This window comes from Methylobacterium sp. Leaf123, assembly GCF_001423405.1.
Classification (GTDB): domain Bacteria; phylum Pseudomonadota; class Alphaproteobacteria; order Rhizobiales; family Beijerinckiaceae; genus Methylobacterium.
Genome location: NZ_LMNS01000034.1, coordinates 35,252 through 50,103, shown reverse-complemented (window position 1 = coordinate 50,103; position 14,852 = coordinate 35,252). Strand labels below are relative to the sequence as shown.

At 69.9% G+C, this 14,852-nt stretch carries 13 protein-coding genes; 6 read left to right on the top strand and 7 right to left on the bottom strand.

Annotated elements, in window-relative coordinates:
* Positions 1–3 precede the first annotated feature (3 nt).
* From ASF53_RS16115 to ASF53_RS16090, 6 genes are all read right to left on the bottom strand, one after another.
* Complete coding sequence (locus ASF53_RS16115; RefSeq protein WP_056200981.1) at positions 4–666, bottom strand: M15 family metallopeptidase; 663 nt, start codon at positions 664–666, stop codon at positions 4–6.
* The gene (locus ASF53_RS16110; protein WP_056200416.1) at positions 666–1,103 is read right to left on the bottom strand and encodes an EamA family transporter; all 438 of its coding nucleotides are present in this window, start codon (positions 1,101–1,103) and stop codon (positions 666–668) included. Before ASF53_RS16110 ends, ASF53_RS16115 begins: the two co-directional genes overlap by 1 nt.
* A gap of 11 nt (positions 1,104–1,114) precedes the next feature.
* Positions 1,115–1,483, bottom strand: a complete 369-nt coding sequence (crcB, locus tag ASF53_RS16105; RefSeq protein ID WP_056200413.1) for a fluoride efflux transporter CrcB — start codon at positions 1,481–1,483, stop codon at positions 1,115–1,117.
* 188 nt (positions 1,484–1,671) lie between these two features.
* Entirely contained in the window at positions 1,672–3,933 is a 2,262-nt protein-coding gene (locus ASF53_RS16100; RefSeq protein WP_056200410.1) for a xanthine dehydrogenase family protein molybdopterin-binding subunit, read from the bottom strand.
* A gap of 9 nt (positions 3,934–3,942) precedes the next feature.
* On the bottom strand, positions 3,943–4,959 hold the full coding sequence (locus ASF53_RS16095) for an FAD binding domain-containing protein (RefSeq protein WP_056200407.1): 1,017 nt from the start codon (positions 4,957–4,959) through the stop codon (positions 3,943–3,945).
* Positions 4,956–5,480 carry a (2Fe-2S)-binding protein gene (locus tag ASF53_RS16090; protein ID WP_003599579.1) on the bottom strand — a complete coding sequence of 175 codons (525 nt, stop codon included), beginning with the start codon at positions 5,478–5,480 and terminating at the stop codon, positions 4,956–4,958. Before ASF53_RS16090 ends, ASF53_RS16095 begins: the two co-directional genes overlap by 4 nt.
* Before the next feature lie 290 nt (positions 5,481–5,770).
* Here ASF53_RS16090 and ASF53_RS16085 point away from each other — a divergent pair, with 290 nt between their 5' ends.
* From ASF53_RS16085 to ASF53_RS16060, 6 genes are all read left to right on the top strand, one after another.
* Positions 5,771–7,156, top strand: a complete 1,386-nt coding sequence (locus ASF53_RS16085; protein WP_056200404.1) for a dipeptidase — start codon at positions 5,771–5,773, stop codon at positions 7,154–7,156.
* 185 nt (positions 7,157–7,341) lie between these two features.
* Entirely contained in the window at positions 7,342–8,028 is a 687-nt protein-coding gene (locus tag ASF53_RS16080; RefSeq protein ID WP_056200401.1) for a hypothetical protein, read from the top strand.
* On the top strand, positions 8,028–9,941 hold the full coding sequence (locus tag ASF53_RS16075; RefSeq protein WP_056200975.1) for a glycosyltransferase: 1,914 nt from the start codon (positions 8,028–8,030) through the stop codon (positions 9,939–9,941). The genes ASF53_RS16080 and ASF53_RS16075 overlap by 1 nt, the downstream gene beginning before the upstream one ends.
* Positions 9,942–9,944: 3 nt before the next feature.
* On the top strand, positions 9,945–12,020 hold the full coding sequence (locus tag ASF53_RS16070; RefSeq protein ID WP_056200398.1) for a glycosyltransferase: 2,076 nt from the start codon (positions 9,945–9,947) through the stop codon (positions 12,018–12,020).
* Entirely contained in the window at positions 12,017–12,901 is an 885-nt protein-coding gene (locus ASF53_RS16065; protein WP_056200394.1) for a hypothetical protein, read from the top strand. The genes ASF53_RS16070 and ASF53_RS16065 overlap by 4 nt, the downstream gene beginning before the upstream one ends.
* Before the next feature lie 68 nt (positions 12,902–12,969).
* Positions 12,970–13,149 carry a hypothetical protein gene (locus ASF53_RS16060; RefSeq protein ID WP_056200972.1) on the top strand — a complete coding sequence of 60 codons (180 nt, stop codon included), beginning with the start codon at positions 12,970–12,972 and terminating at the stop codon, positions 13,147–13,149.
* Between the two features lie 172 nt (positions 13,150–13,321).
* Here the strand turns inward: ASF53_RS16060 and ASF53_RS16055 are convergent, their stop codons facing one another.
* The gene (locus ASF53_RS16055) at positions 13,322–14,761 is read right to left on the bottom strand and encodes an acetamidase/formamidase family protein (protein WP_056200392.1); all 1,440 of its coding nucleotides are present in this window, start codon (positions 14,759–14,761) and stop codon (positions 13,322–13,324) included.
* Positions 14,762–14,852 lie beyond the last annotated feature (91 nt).

Here is a 14,852-nt window from a genome sequence, read left to right as displayed (position 1 = left end):
CGATCAGCGAACGGGCCGGTCGAAGGCCGTGTCGGGGTAGGGCTCGCCCTTGAGGGTGAAGTGCCACCATTCCTGGGCGTAGGGTACGAAACCGGCGCGAATCATCGCGTCGCGCAGGCGGTGGCGGTTGCCCGCCTGGATCGGGCTGACCCCGGAAAAATCCGTTGCCGAGGCCGGGTCGAACAGGTCGAACGGCGTGCCCATGTCGAGTTCGGCGCCGTCCCCGAGGCGCACCAGCGTCAGGTCCACGGTCGAGCCGCGGGAATGCGACGAGCGCTCGGCGATGTAGCCGAGGCGGAACAGATCCGCCTTGTCGGTCCGCGGGTAATAGGCGGCCTTCATGCGCGTGTCGGCCGGGTCGCGCGCCCAGGCGGCGAAGTCGGCCACCGCCTGACGCGGGCGGTAGCAGTCGAACACCTTCAGGCCGAGACCGTCCGGTGCCAGCGACGCCTGCACCCGGGCCAGCGCGTGGGCGGCCTGCGGAGTGAGCAGGCAGCGCGGCGCCTCGTAGCCGGCAATGGGCCGGCCGACGAAATTGTCGGCACCGGCATAGCGCATGTCGAGGGCGAACCCCGGCACGTGCCGGGCGGCATCGACGAAGGGATCGGCCTCCGCTGAGGCCGGCTGGGAGGCGGCAAGGGCGAGGCCCGTCAGCACGGCGCGCATCAGGCCCGCCATGCCAGCAGCCCCGCGCCCGCCGCGATCAACCCGACGCCGAGCCAGTGATGGGGCGCGAGGCGCTCGCCGAGGAAGAGGACGCCGAACACGGCCACCAACACGACGCTCAGCTTGTCCAGCGGCGCGACGCGGCCGGCGTCACCCAGCGCGAGCGCCCGGAAGTAGCAGAGCCAGGATGCCCCGGTGGCGAGCCCCGACAGGGTCAGAAAGACGAGGTTTCTGCCGGAGACGCGGCCAAGCTCCTGCGCCTGACCGGCGGCGAGGAGGATCGCCCCGGCAAGCGCCACCACGACGAGCGTTCGGATGAAGGTCGCCACATCCGGCGCCACACCGTCGATGCCGACCTTGGCGAGGATCGCCGTGGCGGCCGCAAAGCCGGCGGAGAGCAGCGCCCAGAAGCGCCACGACAGGAGCCATTCGCTCACCGCTTCCTCCCTCACAGGACGTGGCGCATCACGATCAGCGCCAGGGCGAGCCCGCCGATGCCCGCCAGCACCGAGACGAGCACATAGGCGAGCGCCGCCAGGCTATCGCCGCGCTCCATCAGGGTGACGGCTTCGAGGGAAAAGGTCGAGAAGGTGGTGAAGCCGCCCAGGATTCCGGTGGCCACGAACAGCCGCGCCTGAGGCGGCCCGCCGCGCAGGGCGAACCAGCCGGTGACGATCCCCATCAGCACCGAGCCGGCGACGTTGATGCCGAGCGTGCCCCACGGGAAGCTCGACCCGAGCCGCACGGCCCAGAAGTTGACGCCGTGGCGCATCACGCCGCCGAGGCCGGCACCGAGAAAGACGAGAAGGGTGTTCAAGGCTGAAGGCTCGGGATCAGACGCGGCGACGGCGCGGACTAGCAAGGCGCGTGCAGATTTAGCGCATCGAGCGGAAGGAGGCGCGCTTCATCCGAACCCGTTGCGCGGGTTGCCGGAGCCGGCTCTCAAAAGAAAGCCCCACCGGCACGGGGCCGGCGGGGCTTCTGTCTTCAAGGTGACGGGGTGGTTCAGTCCTCGCCCAAGATCTTGTCGGGCGTGATCGGCAGGTGGCGGATGCGCTTGCCGGTGGCGTGGTAGACCGCGTTCGAGATCGCGGCGGCCACGCCGACGATGCCGATCTCGCCGAGGCCCTTCACGCCGAGGGGGTTTGCCTTGTCCTCCTCGTCGACGAAGATCACGTCGATGTCGTGAATGTCGGCATGGACCGGTACGTGGTACTCGCCGAGATTGTGGTTCATGAACCGGCCGATGCGGTGGTCGAGCATTGATTCCTCGTGCAGGGCCGAGCCGATGCCCATGACGACGCCGCCGAGGATCTGGCTGCGGGCGGTCTTAAGGTTGATGATCTTGCCCGCCGCGATGGCCGAGACCACGCGGGTGCAGCGCACTTGGCCGAGTTCCTCGTCGATCTTCACCTCCGCGAAGATCGCCGAATGGGTGTAGGCCTCGTATTCTTGCGCGAAATCCTTGTCCGGAGCGGCCTCGCCGGTCGCTTCCAGCTTCGGCGTGCCGGTCGCCTTTAGAACGTCGGCGAGCGCCACGCTCTTGGACGGATCGCCCGCCACCTCGATCCGACCGTTCGAGAACACCACGCGCTCGAAATCGGCATTGGCGAGCGGTGAGTTCTCCATGCCGCGGGCCAGCTTGAACGCCTGCTCGGCGATATCGTGGCAAGCCTTCATCACGGCGGTGCCGGAGGAGGCCGCCGTCCACGAGCCGCCGGCCACGGGCGCCTTGGCGAGCTTGGTGTCGCCGAGCTTGGTCGTGACGTGATCAAGCGGCAGGCCAAGCGTATCGGCGGCGATCTGGGTCAGGATCGTGTAGGTGCCGGTGCCGAGGTCGCCCGTCTGGTTGCCGACCTCGAGCCGGCCGTCCGCGGTGAGCACGGCATGCGCGCTCGACTGCATCATCATCGATTCCCAAATGCCGGTGGCCATGCCCCAGCCGACGAGTTCCCGGCCTTCGCGCATGGAGCGCGGCTGCGGGTTGCGCCGGCTCCAGCCGAAGCGCTCGGCGCCCTGATGGAAGCACTCCTTCAGGGCCTTGGAGCCGAACGGCTTGTCCTCGGTCGGGTCGCTCTCGGTGTAGTTCTTCAAGCGGAGCGCGATCGGGTCCTGACCGGTGGCGTAGGCCAGCTCGTCCATCGCCGTCTCGATGGCGTAGACGCCGGTCACGGCACCCGGCGCGCGCATGTCGCCCGGCGTCGGGGTGTCGAGCTTGGCCAAGCTGTAGGTGAGCGCGACGTTGTCACACTCGTAGAGCACCCCCGACCAATTGACGACGACCTCCTGGTAATCCTCGTAAGACGAGGTGCCCTGCACCGCGTCGTGCTTGAGCGCGGTGAGCTTGCCCGAGCGGTCGGCGCCGAGCGAGACGGTCTGGAGCGCCTCCGAACGGTAGGTGAAGGACCACATCTGGTCACGGGTCAGCGTCACCCGCACCGAGCGGCCGAGATCCTTTGCTGCCAGCATTGCCAGGAAGAGCTGGTATTGCGGGCGTAGGCCCGAGCCGAAGCCGCCGCCGAGATAGGGGTTCAACACCCGCACCTGTTCCGGCTTCAGGCCGAAGGCGCTGGCGATGTAGTCGTGGGTGTTCGAGACGCCCTGGATCTTGTCGTAGACCGTGTAGGTGCCGTCCTTCTCCACGACGACGGTGGAGGCGTGCGGCTCCATTGGGTTGTGGTGCTCGTCGGCCATCCGGTACTGGCCGTTGACGCGGATTTCGGCGGCGTCGAACGCCTTTGCGGCGTCGCCCCACGGCTCCGGCGGCGGCTTGATGCCGGCCCGCTTCATCGGCGGATCGTAGGCCTCGGGCGCCTGCGCTTCGAGGTCGGTGCGCGGAGCGACGACCCCGTAATCGACCCGCACCAGGGAGGCGGCGTAGCGCGCCGTCTCGAAATCCTCGGCGACGACGAGGGCCACCGGCTGGCCGGAGAAGACGATGCGGTTCGTCGCCAGCGCCTGGAACGGCGCGCCGGGGGGCGCCACCGCATCCTGGTAATCCTCCGGGTTGTCGGAGGTGGCCGGGCGGTTCTCGTGGGTGATCACCTTGATGACGCCGGGCACCGCTTCCGCGGCGGCGGCGTCGATGCTGCGGATGCTGCCCTTGGCGATGGCGCTCGACACGACCACGCCGTAGGCGAGGTCGGGCGCGGCGAACTCGCCGGCATATTTGGCGAGGCCGGTGACCTTGGCCGGGCCATCGACGCGGCTGACGGCGCTGCCGACGAAACGGTCGCGGCCAGCCGCCGGGCTGATCTGAACGGTCATGGCTGCTCCTTACTGGATGCGCTTGTCGGACTGGGACTGGGGCGTGCCGGCGGCGGCCTGCTCCAGGCCGCGAACGATGGCGCGGCGCGCCAGCTCGATTTTGAAGCCGTTGGTCGATTGCGGCTTGGCCTCGCGCAGGATGAGATCCGCCGCGGCCTTGAAGGTCTCGCGGGTCGCGGGCTTGCCCTGGAGCAGCGCCTCGGCCTCACTATTGCGCCAGGGCTTGTGGGCGACGCCGCCGAGCGCGAGGCGCGCGGTGCGGATGGTCTCGCCATCGAGTTCGAGCGCGGCCGCGACCGAAACCAGCGCGAAGGCGTAGGAGAGCCGGTCGCGCAGCTTCAGATAGGTGTGGTGGTGTCCGGCAAAGCCCTTGGCCGGCAGGTCGATGGAGAGGATGATCTCACCGGGGGCGAGATTGGTGTCCTTCGACGGTTCGTCGCCGGGCAGGCGGTGGAAGTCGGCGAACGGGATCGCCCGGTCGCCCTTCGGCCCGCTCACCTGCACCGTCGCCTCTAGCGCGGCGAGCGCCACGCACATGTCGGACGGGTGGGTGGCGATGCAGTGCTCGCTGGTGCCGAGGATCGCGTGGATGCGATCGACGCCGCCGATGGCCGAGCAGCCGCTGCCCGGCTCGCGCTTGTTGCAGGGCGTGGCCGTATCGTAAAAGTAGTAGCAGCGGGTGCGCTGCAGCAGGTTGCCGCCGGTGGAGGCCGCGTTGCGCAGCTGCGCCGAGGCGCCGGCCAGGATCGCGTCCGCCAGCAGCGGGTAGCGCTCGCGGATGCGGGCATCGTAGGCCAGCGTCGCGTTGGTCACGAGGGCGCCGACGCGCAGGCCACCGTCGTGCTCCTCGATCTCGCCGAGCGGCAGCCGGGTGATGTCGATGAGCTTGCCCGGCCGCTCGACGTCGTACTTCATCAGATCGATGAGGTTGGTGCCGCCGGCGATGAAGCGGGCCGCCGGGTCGCTGCCCAGGGCCTGCACCGCCTCCGCCACCGTGCTGGGGCGAACGTAATCGAAGCGGTTCATCGGGCGTCTCCCTGGTGCATCACCTCTTCGATCGCATCGACGATGTTGGTGTAGGCGCCGCAGCGGCAGATGTTGCCGCTCATGGCCTCACGGATCTCGTCGCGGGTCTTGGCGTGGCCCTCGTTCATCAGGCCGACCGAGGAGCAGAGCTGGCCCGGCGTGCAGTAGCCGCACTGGAAGGCGTCGTGCTCGACGAAGGCTTCCTGAATCGGGTGGAGGCTGTTCTTGCCCTCGCGATGGGCGAGCCCGGCAAGGCCCTCGACGGTGGTGATCTCGGCGCCGTCCTTCATCACCGCGAGCGTGAGGCAGGAATTGATGCGGGTGCCGTTCACCAGCACGGTGCAGGCCCCGCACTGGCCGTGGTCGCAGCCCTTCTTGGTGCCGGTGAGGTCGAGGCGCTCGCGCAGGAGGTCGAGCAGCGTGGTCCAGGGCGCCACCTGAAGCGCGCGCCGCTCACCGTTGATGGTGAGCGTGATGCCGATTGTCCCGACGGCGCCGGGCGAACCGCTGTCGATGAGCATGGTTACATCCGTGATGAGGAACGGGCTCCGCACGGACGGAACGCGAGGCGGAAGGCTTCGCGAGGGGCCGGACGGGGAGCGCGTCTTGGAAGGGCGCGGGCTCGGGGCCCGCACCGGGTCGTGTCGATAACCATTCCAAGGTGGCCCTGTTCCGCTCAGCCGTCGGAGGGCCGCCACCGCGCGATCACGGACCGGCGAGGCGCCGGGGTGCGCTACCCGGCGGAGCGGGGTTCCGCAGCGCGAGAAGCTCGGCTAACGCTTCGCGCGCACGCCGACTTCGAGGAGCCGCCATGGCCGATGCACTCGACCCCGTTCTCAACGACATCGACCGCGATCTGGACAACAGCCTGGAGCGGCTGTTCGCATGGCTGCGCATCCCCTCGATCTCGACGGATTCCGCCTATGCCGGCCATTGCCGCGAGGCGGCGCAGTGGCTCGAAGGAAACCTGACCGCGCTCGGCTTCGAGACCAGCGTCGAGGAAACCTCGCTGCACCCCGTGGTGCTGGCGCGCCGCCCGAAGCCGGGTGCGCCGCACGTGCTGTTCTACGGCCATTACGACGTGCAGCCAGTCGATCCGCTGAACCTGTGGCAGACCTCGCCGTTCGAGCCGCGCATCGAGGAGGCCGACGGCACCAAGCGCATCGTCGCCCGCGGCGCGTCCGACGACAAGGGTCAGGTGATGACCTTCGTCGAGGCCTGCCGGGCGTATCTCGCGATGAATGGCGACCTGCCCGTCGGCGTCACCATCCTGATCGAGGGCGCCGAGGAGAACGGATCGAAGGGCTTGCCCGAATGGGTCGAGGCCAACCGCGAGCGGCTGAAGGCCGACGTGGTGCTCGTCTGCGACACCTGCATGTGGGATCGCGCGACGCCGCAGATCACCACCTCGCTGCGCGGGCTCGCCTATTACGAAGTGAAGGTGACCTGCGCCGACCGCGACCTGCATTCCGGTTTCTTCGGCGGCGCTGCGGCCAACCCGATCCACGTCCTGTCGCGGATCATCGCCGACCTGCACGATGCCGACGGCCGCGTGACCCTGCCGGGCTTCTACGACGGCGTGCGCGAGCCGCCGCCCGAGTTGCTGGAGCAGTGGCGCGGCCTCGGCCTGACGCCCGAGAAGTTTCTCGGCCCGATCGGTCTCAAGGAGCCGGCGGGTGAGCGCGGGCGCCTGCCGATCGAGCTGATCCAGTCGCGCCCGGCCTGCGACGTCAACGGCATCATCGGCGGATATACCGGGGAGGGGGCGAAGACCGTCATCGCCTCTCAAGCTTCGGCCAAGGTTTCCTTTCGCCTCGTGGACGATCAGGACCCGGAGCAGCTCTCGAAGACCTTCGAGGCCTTCGTGCGCGCGCGCATCCCCTCCGACTGCTCGGTCGAGGTGATCTGCGACAAGGGCTCGCGGGCGGTGGCCTTGCCCTACGACATGCCGCAACTCGCCGCCGCTCAGGCCGCGCTCTCGGCCGAGTGGGGCCGCCCGGCGGTGGCGGTGGGGGCTGGCGGCTCGATCCCGATCGTCGGCGACTTCAAGCGCATCCTTGGTCTCGATACGCTGCTGATCGGTTTCGGCCTCGACGACGACCGCATCCACTCGCCCAACGAGAAATACGAGCTGACGAGCTTCCACAAGGGCACACGCTCCTGGGCGCGGATTCTTTCGGCGCTGGCGCAGGCGTAAGCGGCGCCGATGAAACCGGGAATCCCGATCCGCCGTCCTCATCCTGAGGTGCCCGCGCCAGCGGGCCGCGAAGGATGTTCCAGATCCCGCATGATCTCTGGACGATCCTTCGAGGCCGCTGCGCGGCACCTCAGGATGAGGGTGCGGGTGGGAGGCCCGGTTTCCTCCGCCCATCGCGTGACGGCATGAGCGCCGCTGCGCTGTCACAGCCGGTAAAGCCCGTCCCCGGCCGGCTCATCGAGGCTGCGCGCGGCGCCTGCGTGCTGCGCTTTCCCCTGCCGCCGTCGCTGCCGATTCCGCTGCATGTCGCGGCGCCCGAGAACGTGCGGCTGGTGACGTGGGTCTTTTCCGGCCTCGATGCAGGCGCGCTGGACGGGCCGATCTGCCTGCTCGCGCTCGAAGCGGAGAGCGCCGCGCTGCGCGAGGGCATCAGCCTCGCCACGCATTTCCACGACCTCGTGGTGCGGCCCGAGCCGGCCGCGGGCGATGTTCTGCCCCCGGCCGAGCGGATTCTGCTCGCGCGGGCTTTGCTCTCGGCGGGCACGAGCGGCCTTGCGCCGCTCGGGCGCCTGTTCGGCCTCATCGAGGCGGCGGTCATCGCGCTCCCGGTTGCCGAGGATGCGCCGGACCTCGCCAACGAGGATCACGGCTGGACCTTCGGCGGCACCGCGATCCCGCACGGGCTGCTGTTTCGCGCCCGCGCCGGCTGGGGCTGTGCGCGGGTGGCCGGGGCACGATTGCGCTTCGGCAAACACCCGCGCCAGCATCTCACGCTCGAACCCGTCTGGGGCGCGGCGCCCGAGGGCCTGCCCGAACGCTCCTTCGCGCTCCACGCCCACGGCTTCACGGCACTGACCACATGGGCTTCGTGATGCTGCCGGACCACGCGGACAAGCCCGCGATCCTCGTTCTCACGCCAATGCCGGCGGCGCCCGTGAGCGCCGGCAATCGGCGCCGGTTGGCGGCCACCTGCGAGGCGCTGACCCGCGGCGGCTTTGCCATCGATCTCGCCTATTACGCCCACGAGGATCAGATCTATCGCCGCTTCGGCCAGCACCCGCCGACCGATCTTGCGGCAATGGAGCGGACGTTCCGCAACGTCTTCCTGATCGAGGCACGCACGGTCATCCCGCTCAAGACGCGCTCAACCGCGTTCGGGATCGACGAATGGTGCCCCGACGAGGTCGGTGACTTCGTGGCGTGGTACGGTTCCGCCTACCCCGAGACCGGCGCCGTTCTGGTGAACTACGTCTTCCTGTCGCGCGCCCTGGAGCGGGTGCCGCCGGGCGTGCTCACGCTCATCGACACGCATGACCGCTTCGCCGGTCGCCAGAACCAGTACCGCCCGTTCCGCGCCGAGCCGAATTTCTTCTACACCGACGCAGCCGGCGAGGCGGCGGGTCTCGCCCGCGCCGATGTCGTGCTGGCGATCCAGGCGGCGGAAGCGGGCTCCTTCGCAAGCCTGACCGACAGCCGCGTCCTGCTGCTGCCGCCGCATTTCCCGGTCCAGAAGCCCTTCGCCGTGCCGGAGCGTGTGGCGCGCATCGGCTTCCTTGGCCACGGCAACGACCCGAACCTGTTCTCCATCGGCCGCTTCATCCGGGTCTGGCGCGAGGGCTGGACCCCGGATCGGCCCGAACTCGTCATCGCCGGCGAGATCTGCCGCAGCCTGCCCGGCGTCGAAGGCCCCGGCGTGCGGCTGCTCGGCTATCTCGACCGGCTCGAGGATTTCTACGCGCAGGCCGACCTCGTCGTGGCGCCGATGCTGATGGGCTCAGGGCTCAAGATGAAGGTCGGCGAGGCGCTCTCGTTTGGCCGCCCGGTGGTCGGCACCGAGATCGGCCTTGAAGGCTTCGAGCCGGTGGAACCGGCCCATCGCTGCCGGGATGCGGAAGCGGTCAAAGAGGCGGTTCTGGCGGTGGCCAGCGATGCCGACGCCCTGGCGCGGCTGACGCGGGCGAGCGAGGCGCTGTTCACCCGCTACGCCGCGACCGCGCTGGCAGCGGAGGCGGAGCTGATTGAATTGCTAAGGGCAGGGCGGGTCGAGCATGGCATCCCCTCTCCCCGCACGCGGGGAGAGGGTCGCAACGACAAGGTCGCCGAAGCCCTCTCCCCGCCTGCGGGGAGAGGGGAGGGCAACCCGGATGCGGCGTCGGTTGTCATCAAGGGTGGCGGCCTCGCCCTAACCTGCGAAACCACCGCCAAGTCCCGCCCCGCCGCCACCCCCGATCTCGGCGTGCTGGTGGCCACCGAGCGGCGACCCGGCCACGGCACGGCGGCGGTCTACACGCCGCAGCGGCAGCGCTGGTTTGCCCGTGCCGAGGCATCGACCGTCGGCGATCCGCCCGATCTCGGCGCGCTCGATGTCGCCCTGTCGCCCGAATGGGTGCGCGACCGAACGCTGCCACCCGCAACCCGCGCGGCGCTCGCCCGCGCCTTCGCCCGGATCCAGGCCGATTGGGAAACGGAAGGCCGCATCGTCGGCAGCGCAGGCGATCGCATCGAGATCGAAACCCTGCTGCCCGGCGTGCTCGTCAACGGCACCCATCCGGCGGCGGCCTTCCTGATCGCGGGAGAGGGCACGTCCGAACTGCGCCTGGAGCGGGTTACGCCGCTTCATCGGCGCACGATCGACGCCTATGCCGACCTCACCGGGCGCCTACCCGCGCCGCTGCCCGTGAACCTATCCTTCCGTGCAGCGTCTGCGCCCCCGGCGGGCGGATGCCTCCTGTTCCTCACCGATGACGGGATCGGCCGGATCGTCCTGCCGGAAGGCACGGCTTAGCCCATGAGCGAAACCCCCGCCGTCCCCTTGCTCGACACCGTCGATCCCGGCACCGGCCGCCGTGCCGCGCTCGCCGAGGCCGCGCTGATCTTCGACGCGATCCAGCGCAACGGCGTGCGCCTCGCCTTCGCGCCGCAGCCCGATCCGGACGTCTCCATCGTCATCGTCGCCCGCGATGCCCGCCATCTCCTGGCGCTCACCCTCTACCGCCTCTGCGCGAGCCAGGGGCTGGCCGGCGTCACCTTCGAGGTGGTGCTGGTCGATAACGCCTCCGCGCCGGAAACCCGCGCCCTCTACCCGCATCTCGACGGGGTGACGCTGATCGAGAACGCCACCAACACCGGCTTCGGGCCCGCCTGCAACGCCGGCGCGGCGCGGGCGCGGGGGCGCTTCATCCTGTTCCTCAACCCGGATGTCGATCTCCTGCCCGGCGCGCTGGCGGCGATGGTCGCGACCTTCCGCGATCACGAGGGCGCCGGGATCGTCGGCGCCCGCCTCGTCTTCCCCGGCGGCGTGCTGCAGGAATCCGGCGCGGGTTTTCGCGACGACGCGCAGCTCACCCACCCGCACGGGCGCGGCAACGCCGACCCCTTCGCCCCCGAGCATGCCGCGACCCGCGATGTCGGCTACGTCTCGGGCGCGGTGCTGATGATCGAGCGGGCCTTGTTCGAGGCGCTCGGCGGCTTCGATCCGCTTTTCGCCCCGGCCTATTTCGAGGACACCGATCTCTGCCTGCGCTGCCATCAGGCCGGGCGTCGCGTCATCGTGCAGCCGCGCGCCACGGCGATCCACTACGAGAACGCCACCAGCGCCCGCCGCGAAGACGTGGAGGCGCTGCTCGACCGCAACCGCGCCCGCTTCCTCGACCGGCACCGGCAGAGCCTGTTCGCGCAGGGGCCGCAGCCGCGGGGCACCGGCCTCCTCGATCACGATCCCTGGCGCCTGCGGGTGCTCTACGTCGATGATCGGGTGCCGCATCTCGATCTCGGCGCCGGCCTGCCGCGGGCCAACGCCATCCTCAACGCCATGGCGGGTCTCGGCTACGCGGTGACGTTCTTCCCGAACTACGAAGCGGATGCGGAGGAGGCGCGGCGCTACCGCGACCTCGATGAGCGCATCGAGATTTCTTACGCCAGCGGCGACGAGGGGTTCGCCCGCCTGATCGCCGAGCGGCGCGACCATTACGACGTGCTCTGGGTCAGCCGGCCGCACAACATCCTGTTCGTCACGCAGGCGCTGCACGCCGCCGGGCTCGATCCGCGGAGCTTCGTGCGCTCGCGGGTGATCTTCGATTCCGAAGCCCTGTTCGCACTGCGCGACTTCGTGACGGAGGCCGCGACCGCGGGCAGCGCGGTGGCCGCCGATCTGGCGTGGCAGGCGGAGCGCGAGACGCGCCTGTTCGGCCTCGCCGACGCGGTGGTCTGCGTCTCGCCGGCCGAGGCACGGGTGCTTGCCCGCTACAGCGCCTGCAACGCCACTGTGCTCGGCCACGCTTTGACCCGGCCTGAGGCGCCGACACCGGGTTTTGCCGGGCGCACGGGCTTCGTCTTCGTCGGCGCGCTCGCCCGCGAGGGCCAGCCCAACGTCGATTCCCTCGACTGGTTCTTCGACAAGGTCTGGTCCCTTGTGCGGGCGCGGTTGCCGGCAGCGCAGCTCACCATCGTGGGTGGGATCGCGCCGGAGATCCGGGAGCGCTATGCCCGCGAGCCGGGCGTACACGTTACCGGCCGGGTGCCGCAGACCGAGCCCTATCTCGATACCGCCCGCGTGTTCCTGGCCCCGACGCGCTTTGCCGCCGGCATTCCGCACAAGGTCCACGAGGCGGTGGCGCGCGGCCTGCCCTGCGTCGTCACGCCGATCCTCGCCGATCAGGTCGGCTGGGCGGACGGCGCCGGCATCCTCGTGCGCGACTGGCGCGACCCGAAACCCTTCGCCGAGGCGCTGGTGGCGCTCCACGAGGATGCCGCCCTGTGGGAGCGCGTCCGAGTGGAGGGCAGCGAAAAAATCGCCGCGGATTGCGACGCCGAGGGCTTCGCGGCCGCGATCCGGGCCCTGTGCGAGGCGCAGGTGGTGGCATGAGCGCATCCCCCGTCGCCCGCCTCGTCGGCCTTGCCAGCGGGCTCCTGCGCCGCGCCGTGATCGGCCGCGTCCCGAAGCTGTTCGACGCCGCCTATTACCGCGAGCGCAATCCGGACGTGGCGCGCAGCGGCCTCGATCCGTTCCTGCACTACGCGTGGGTCGGCGCCCGCCGGGACCGGAACCCGAACGCGGATTTCGACACCGCCTTCTACCGCCGGCAGAGCGGCCGGACCCGACTCGATCCGCTGCGCCATTACCAGCGGGTCGGCGCGGCGCAGGGCCTCGACCCGAGCCCCCGCTTCAGCACCAGCCTCTATCTCGCCCGCTATCCCGATGTGGTCGCGGCGGGGATCAACCCGCTCCTGCACTTCCGCACCGATGGCCGGGCGGAGGGCCGCGAGGCGGCGCCCTCGCCGATCGAGCCGGACCGCCTGCGGGCGCTCGACGGCGTGGCGGAGGATCACAGCCTCACCCTGCCCGACGCCGAGGGTGGGCGCTTCGCCCTGACGCTGCGGCGCGACAGCCCGCTCGACCGCGCGGCGGATTTCGCGCCGCGCTTCTGCCTCCAGCTCTGTGTCGATGGCGTCGAGTACGACGCCCTGCTCGACGCGTTCCGCGCCTTCGAGGCGGGGGCGCAGGCCTCGCTCGCTCTGGAGATCGACACGGCCGCCGGCCCGCACCCGCCGATGCCGACGCAGCTTCTGGCGTTCGAGCGCTGCTTCGTCTCCCGCTCCGGCGACGGGCGGGTGCTGCATCTGCGCTATGCGGAACTGCGCGCCTGGGATCTGCGCCTCAAGCGGCCCGGCGTGGCCGCCGTGTTCCCCGGCGGCCATGTCGCGGCGCGGCTCCTGGCGAAAGGGGAGGGGTGGCCGGCGGCCTGAACCCCGCTCGGGAAACCGGGGCAGCGGTGAGCGTTCCTTAGGCGAAGGACGCGAGCAGGATGGCCACCATGAGCGACGACGACCGCCCGAAGCGCGAGGAGCGCACCGACTCCACCGGCCCCAATGCCCGACCGCGCGACACCACCATCGCCCAGACGGGCGAGGGCATCCCCGACGATAGCGGCCGGCCCGTGCAGGTGGACGAGGCGGAGGCCAAGCGGATCGAGGAGAAGATCCGCGCGCTGTGAGCGACGACGAGGTCCGGTTCCCTATCCCCGCCTCATCCTGAGGTGGCGGCGCGGAGCGTCGCCCTCGAAGGATCCTCCAGAGATCGCGCGGGATCGGGAGGATCCTTCGAGGCCGCTTTCGCGGCACCTCAGGATGAGGGCGTCGGATTGGAGGATCGGCCGCCCGGCGTCGTCAGACCGTCCGTTCTGAAAAGATCGCCTTCTTGACGATGGCGTGGACGCCCCAGTTGCCGTCGACCACCTGGGTGATGCCGAAATCGACCGCGACCGACATCAGTGAGATCGCCTCGTCCTCCGTCAGCCCCTTCGCCTGCATCAGGAACTGACGCATCTTGCGGAAGGCGTCGCGCATGGCGAGGTCGAGGGAGGATTTCTGGAAGATCGCGTTCTGCGCGTCCGGGCCGAGATCCTTCAGGTAGTTCGGGTAGCTGAAGCCCGAGAGCACCCAATCGTCGGCGGTTTCGATCATCGGGAAGTCGAGGGATTCCAGCGAGGTGCCGGCGAGATCGGCCCGTTTGTGCAGGATGAACTGGAACGTGCCGGTGAGCGAGCACTCGATCGCCGTGCCGCAGAGTTCGGAATCACCCTGGCTCGCATGGGGATCGCCCACCGAGAACAGCGCGCCGGGCACGGCGACGGGGTAATACATCGTCGCGCCCTTGCCGATGCGCCAATTGTCGATGTTGCCGCCGGTGTAGCTCGGCGGAATCGAGTTCACCATCTCCGCCTCGGACGGGGCGAGGCCCATCGTGCCGAAATGCGGGCGGATCGGCACGCGGATGCCCTTCAGCACGTCGAAGCTGCGCTTGGTCTTGGTGTGATCGACCGGCAGGCCGGGATAATCGATCGTCGGATGCTCGCGGCCGTCCGGGTCGGTCACGCCCGGCCAGGGAAAGCTGTAGACCGCCTTGGCCCAGTCGCGCTCGCCGGTCGCATCGACCTCGTAGATGGTGAGCACCTCGCGCTTCTTGCCCCCCAGCATGTCGTTGTAGTGGTAGCCCCACCACGCCGCCGCGTTGCTGCCGAAGGTCCGGCCCTTGAATTTCGGGTTGGCCGAGGGGCGCGGGGCCACATCGAGGATGCGCACTTCCAGCACGTCGCCGGGCTCGGCACCGCGGATCGCCACCGGGCCGGTGCAGATATGGACGCCGAGCCCGCCGCCGGGGCCGAGCTTGGAATCCTCCGGCCCGGCGCCGCGGCGGGCCACGCCCTTCTTTTCCTTGGTCCAGAGGAACACGCTCTCGGCGCCGGGATCGCCCGTCACCATCCGCTCGGCGTCGTCGTTGGCGTGGTGGGTCAGCGTCTCGATGGTGACGAAGTCGCCCGACTCGATCTCGACCTGGGGTTTGAGGGTCTTCGAGAAATAGCCCCAGTGGATGGTCTCGGCATTGGCCGGCAGGTGGTAATGGGCGGTCTGCTTCAGCCGGCGTGCGCTGCTCTGCGCCAGGGCCGGGCTCACCAGCGAAAGGCCGCCCGCCGCCAGGGCTGCAGCGCCTCCGGTTGCGACGAAGCTGCTCTTCAGGAAGGCACGCCGCTCCGGCTCCATGTCGCGCCGGTAGCGCAGCCGATGCTCGGCGAAGGCGGCACAGGTCGGATCGTCACCAAGGCACATTGCAGACTCCAGGCGCTTTCAACGCCCGGAACTGAATGCAAAATTACAGCCAAGCTCAGGGCCGTCCCCGCGCGAGGCAGGGATAGCCCCG

Excerpts from the sequence above, each read along its gene's own strand:
- ASF53_RS16075 (WP_056200975.1), top strand. The coding sequence starts at position 8,028 with ATGCTGCCGGACCACGCGGACAAGCCCGCGATCCTCGTTCTCACGCCA.
- ASF53_RS16065 (WP_056200394.1), top strand. The coding sequence starts at position 12,017 with ATGAGCGCATCCCCCGTCGCCCGCCTCGTCGGCCTTGCCAGCGGGCTC.
- ASF53_RS16055 (WP_056200392.1), bottom strand. The coding sequence starts at position 14,761 with ATGTGCCTTGGTGACGATCCGACCTGTGCCGCCTTCGCCGAGCATCGG.
- ASF53_RS16080 (WP_056200401.1), top strand. The coding sequence starts at position 7,342 with ATGAGCGCCGCTGCGCTGTCACAGCCGGTAAAGCCCGTCCCCGGCCGG.
- ASF53_RS16095 (WP_056200407.1), bottom strand. The coding sequence starts at position 4,959 with ATGAACCGCTTCGATTACGTTCGCCCCAGCACGGTGGCGGAGGCGGTG.
- ASF53_RS16070 (WP_056200398.1), top strand. The coding sequence starts at position 9,945 with ATGAGCGAAACCCCCGCCGTCCCCTTGCTCGACACCGTCGATCCCGGC.
- ASF53_RS16100 (WP_056200410.1), bottom strand. The coding sequence starts at position 3,933 with ATGACCGTTCAGATCAGCCCGGCGGCTGGCCGCGACCGTTTCGTCGGC.
- ASF53_RS16090 (WP_003599579.1), bottom strand. The coding sequence starts at position 5,480 with ATGCTCATCGACAGCGGTTCGCCCGGCGCCGTCGGGACAATCGGCATC.
- ASF53_RS16060 (WP_056200972.1), top strand. The coding sequence starts at position 12,970 with ATGAGCGACGACGACCGCCCGAAGCGCGAGGAGCGCACCGACTCCACC.
- ASF53_RS16085 (WP_056200404.1), top strand. The coding sequence starts at position 5,771 with ATGGCCGATGCACTCGACCCCGTTCTCAACGACATCGACCGCGATCTG.
- ASF53_RS16115 (WP_056200981.1), bottom strand. The coding sequence starts at position 666 with ATGCGCGCCGTGCTGACGGGCCTCGCCCTTGCCGCCTCCCAGCCGGCC.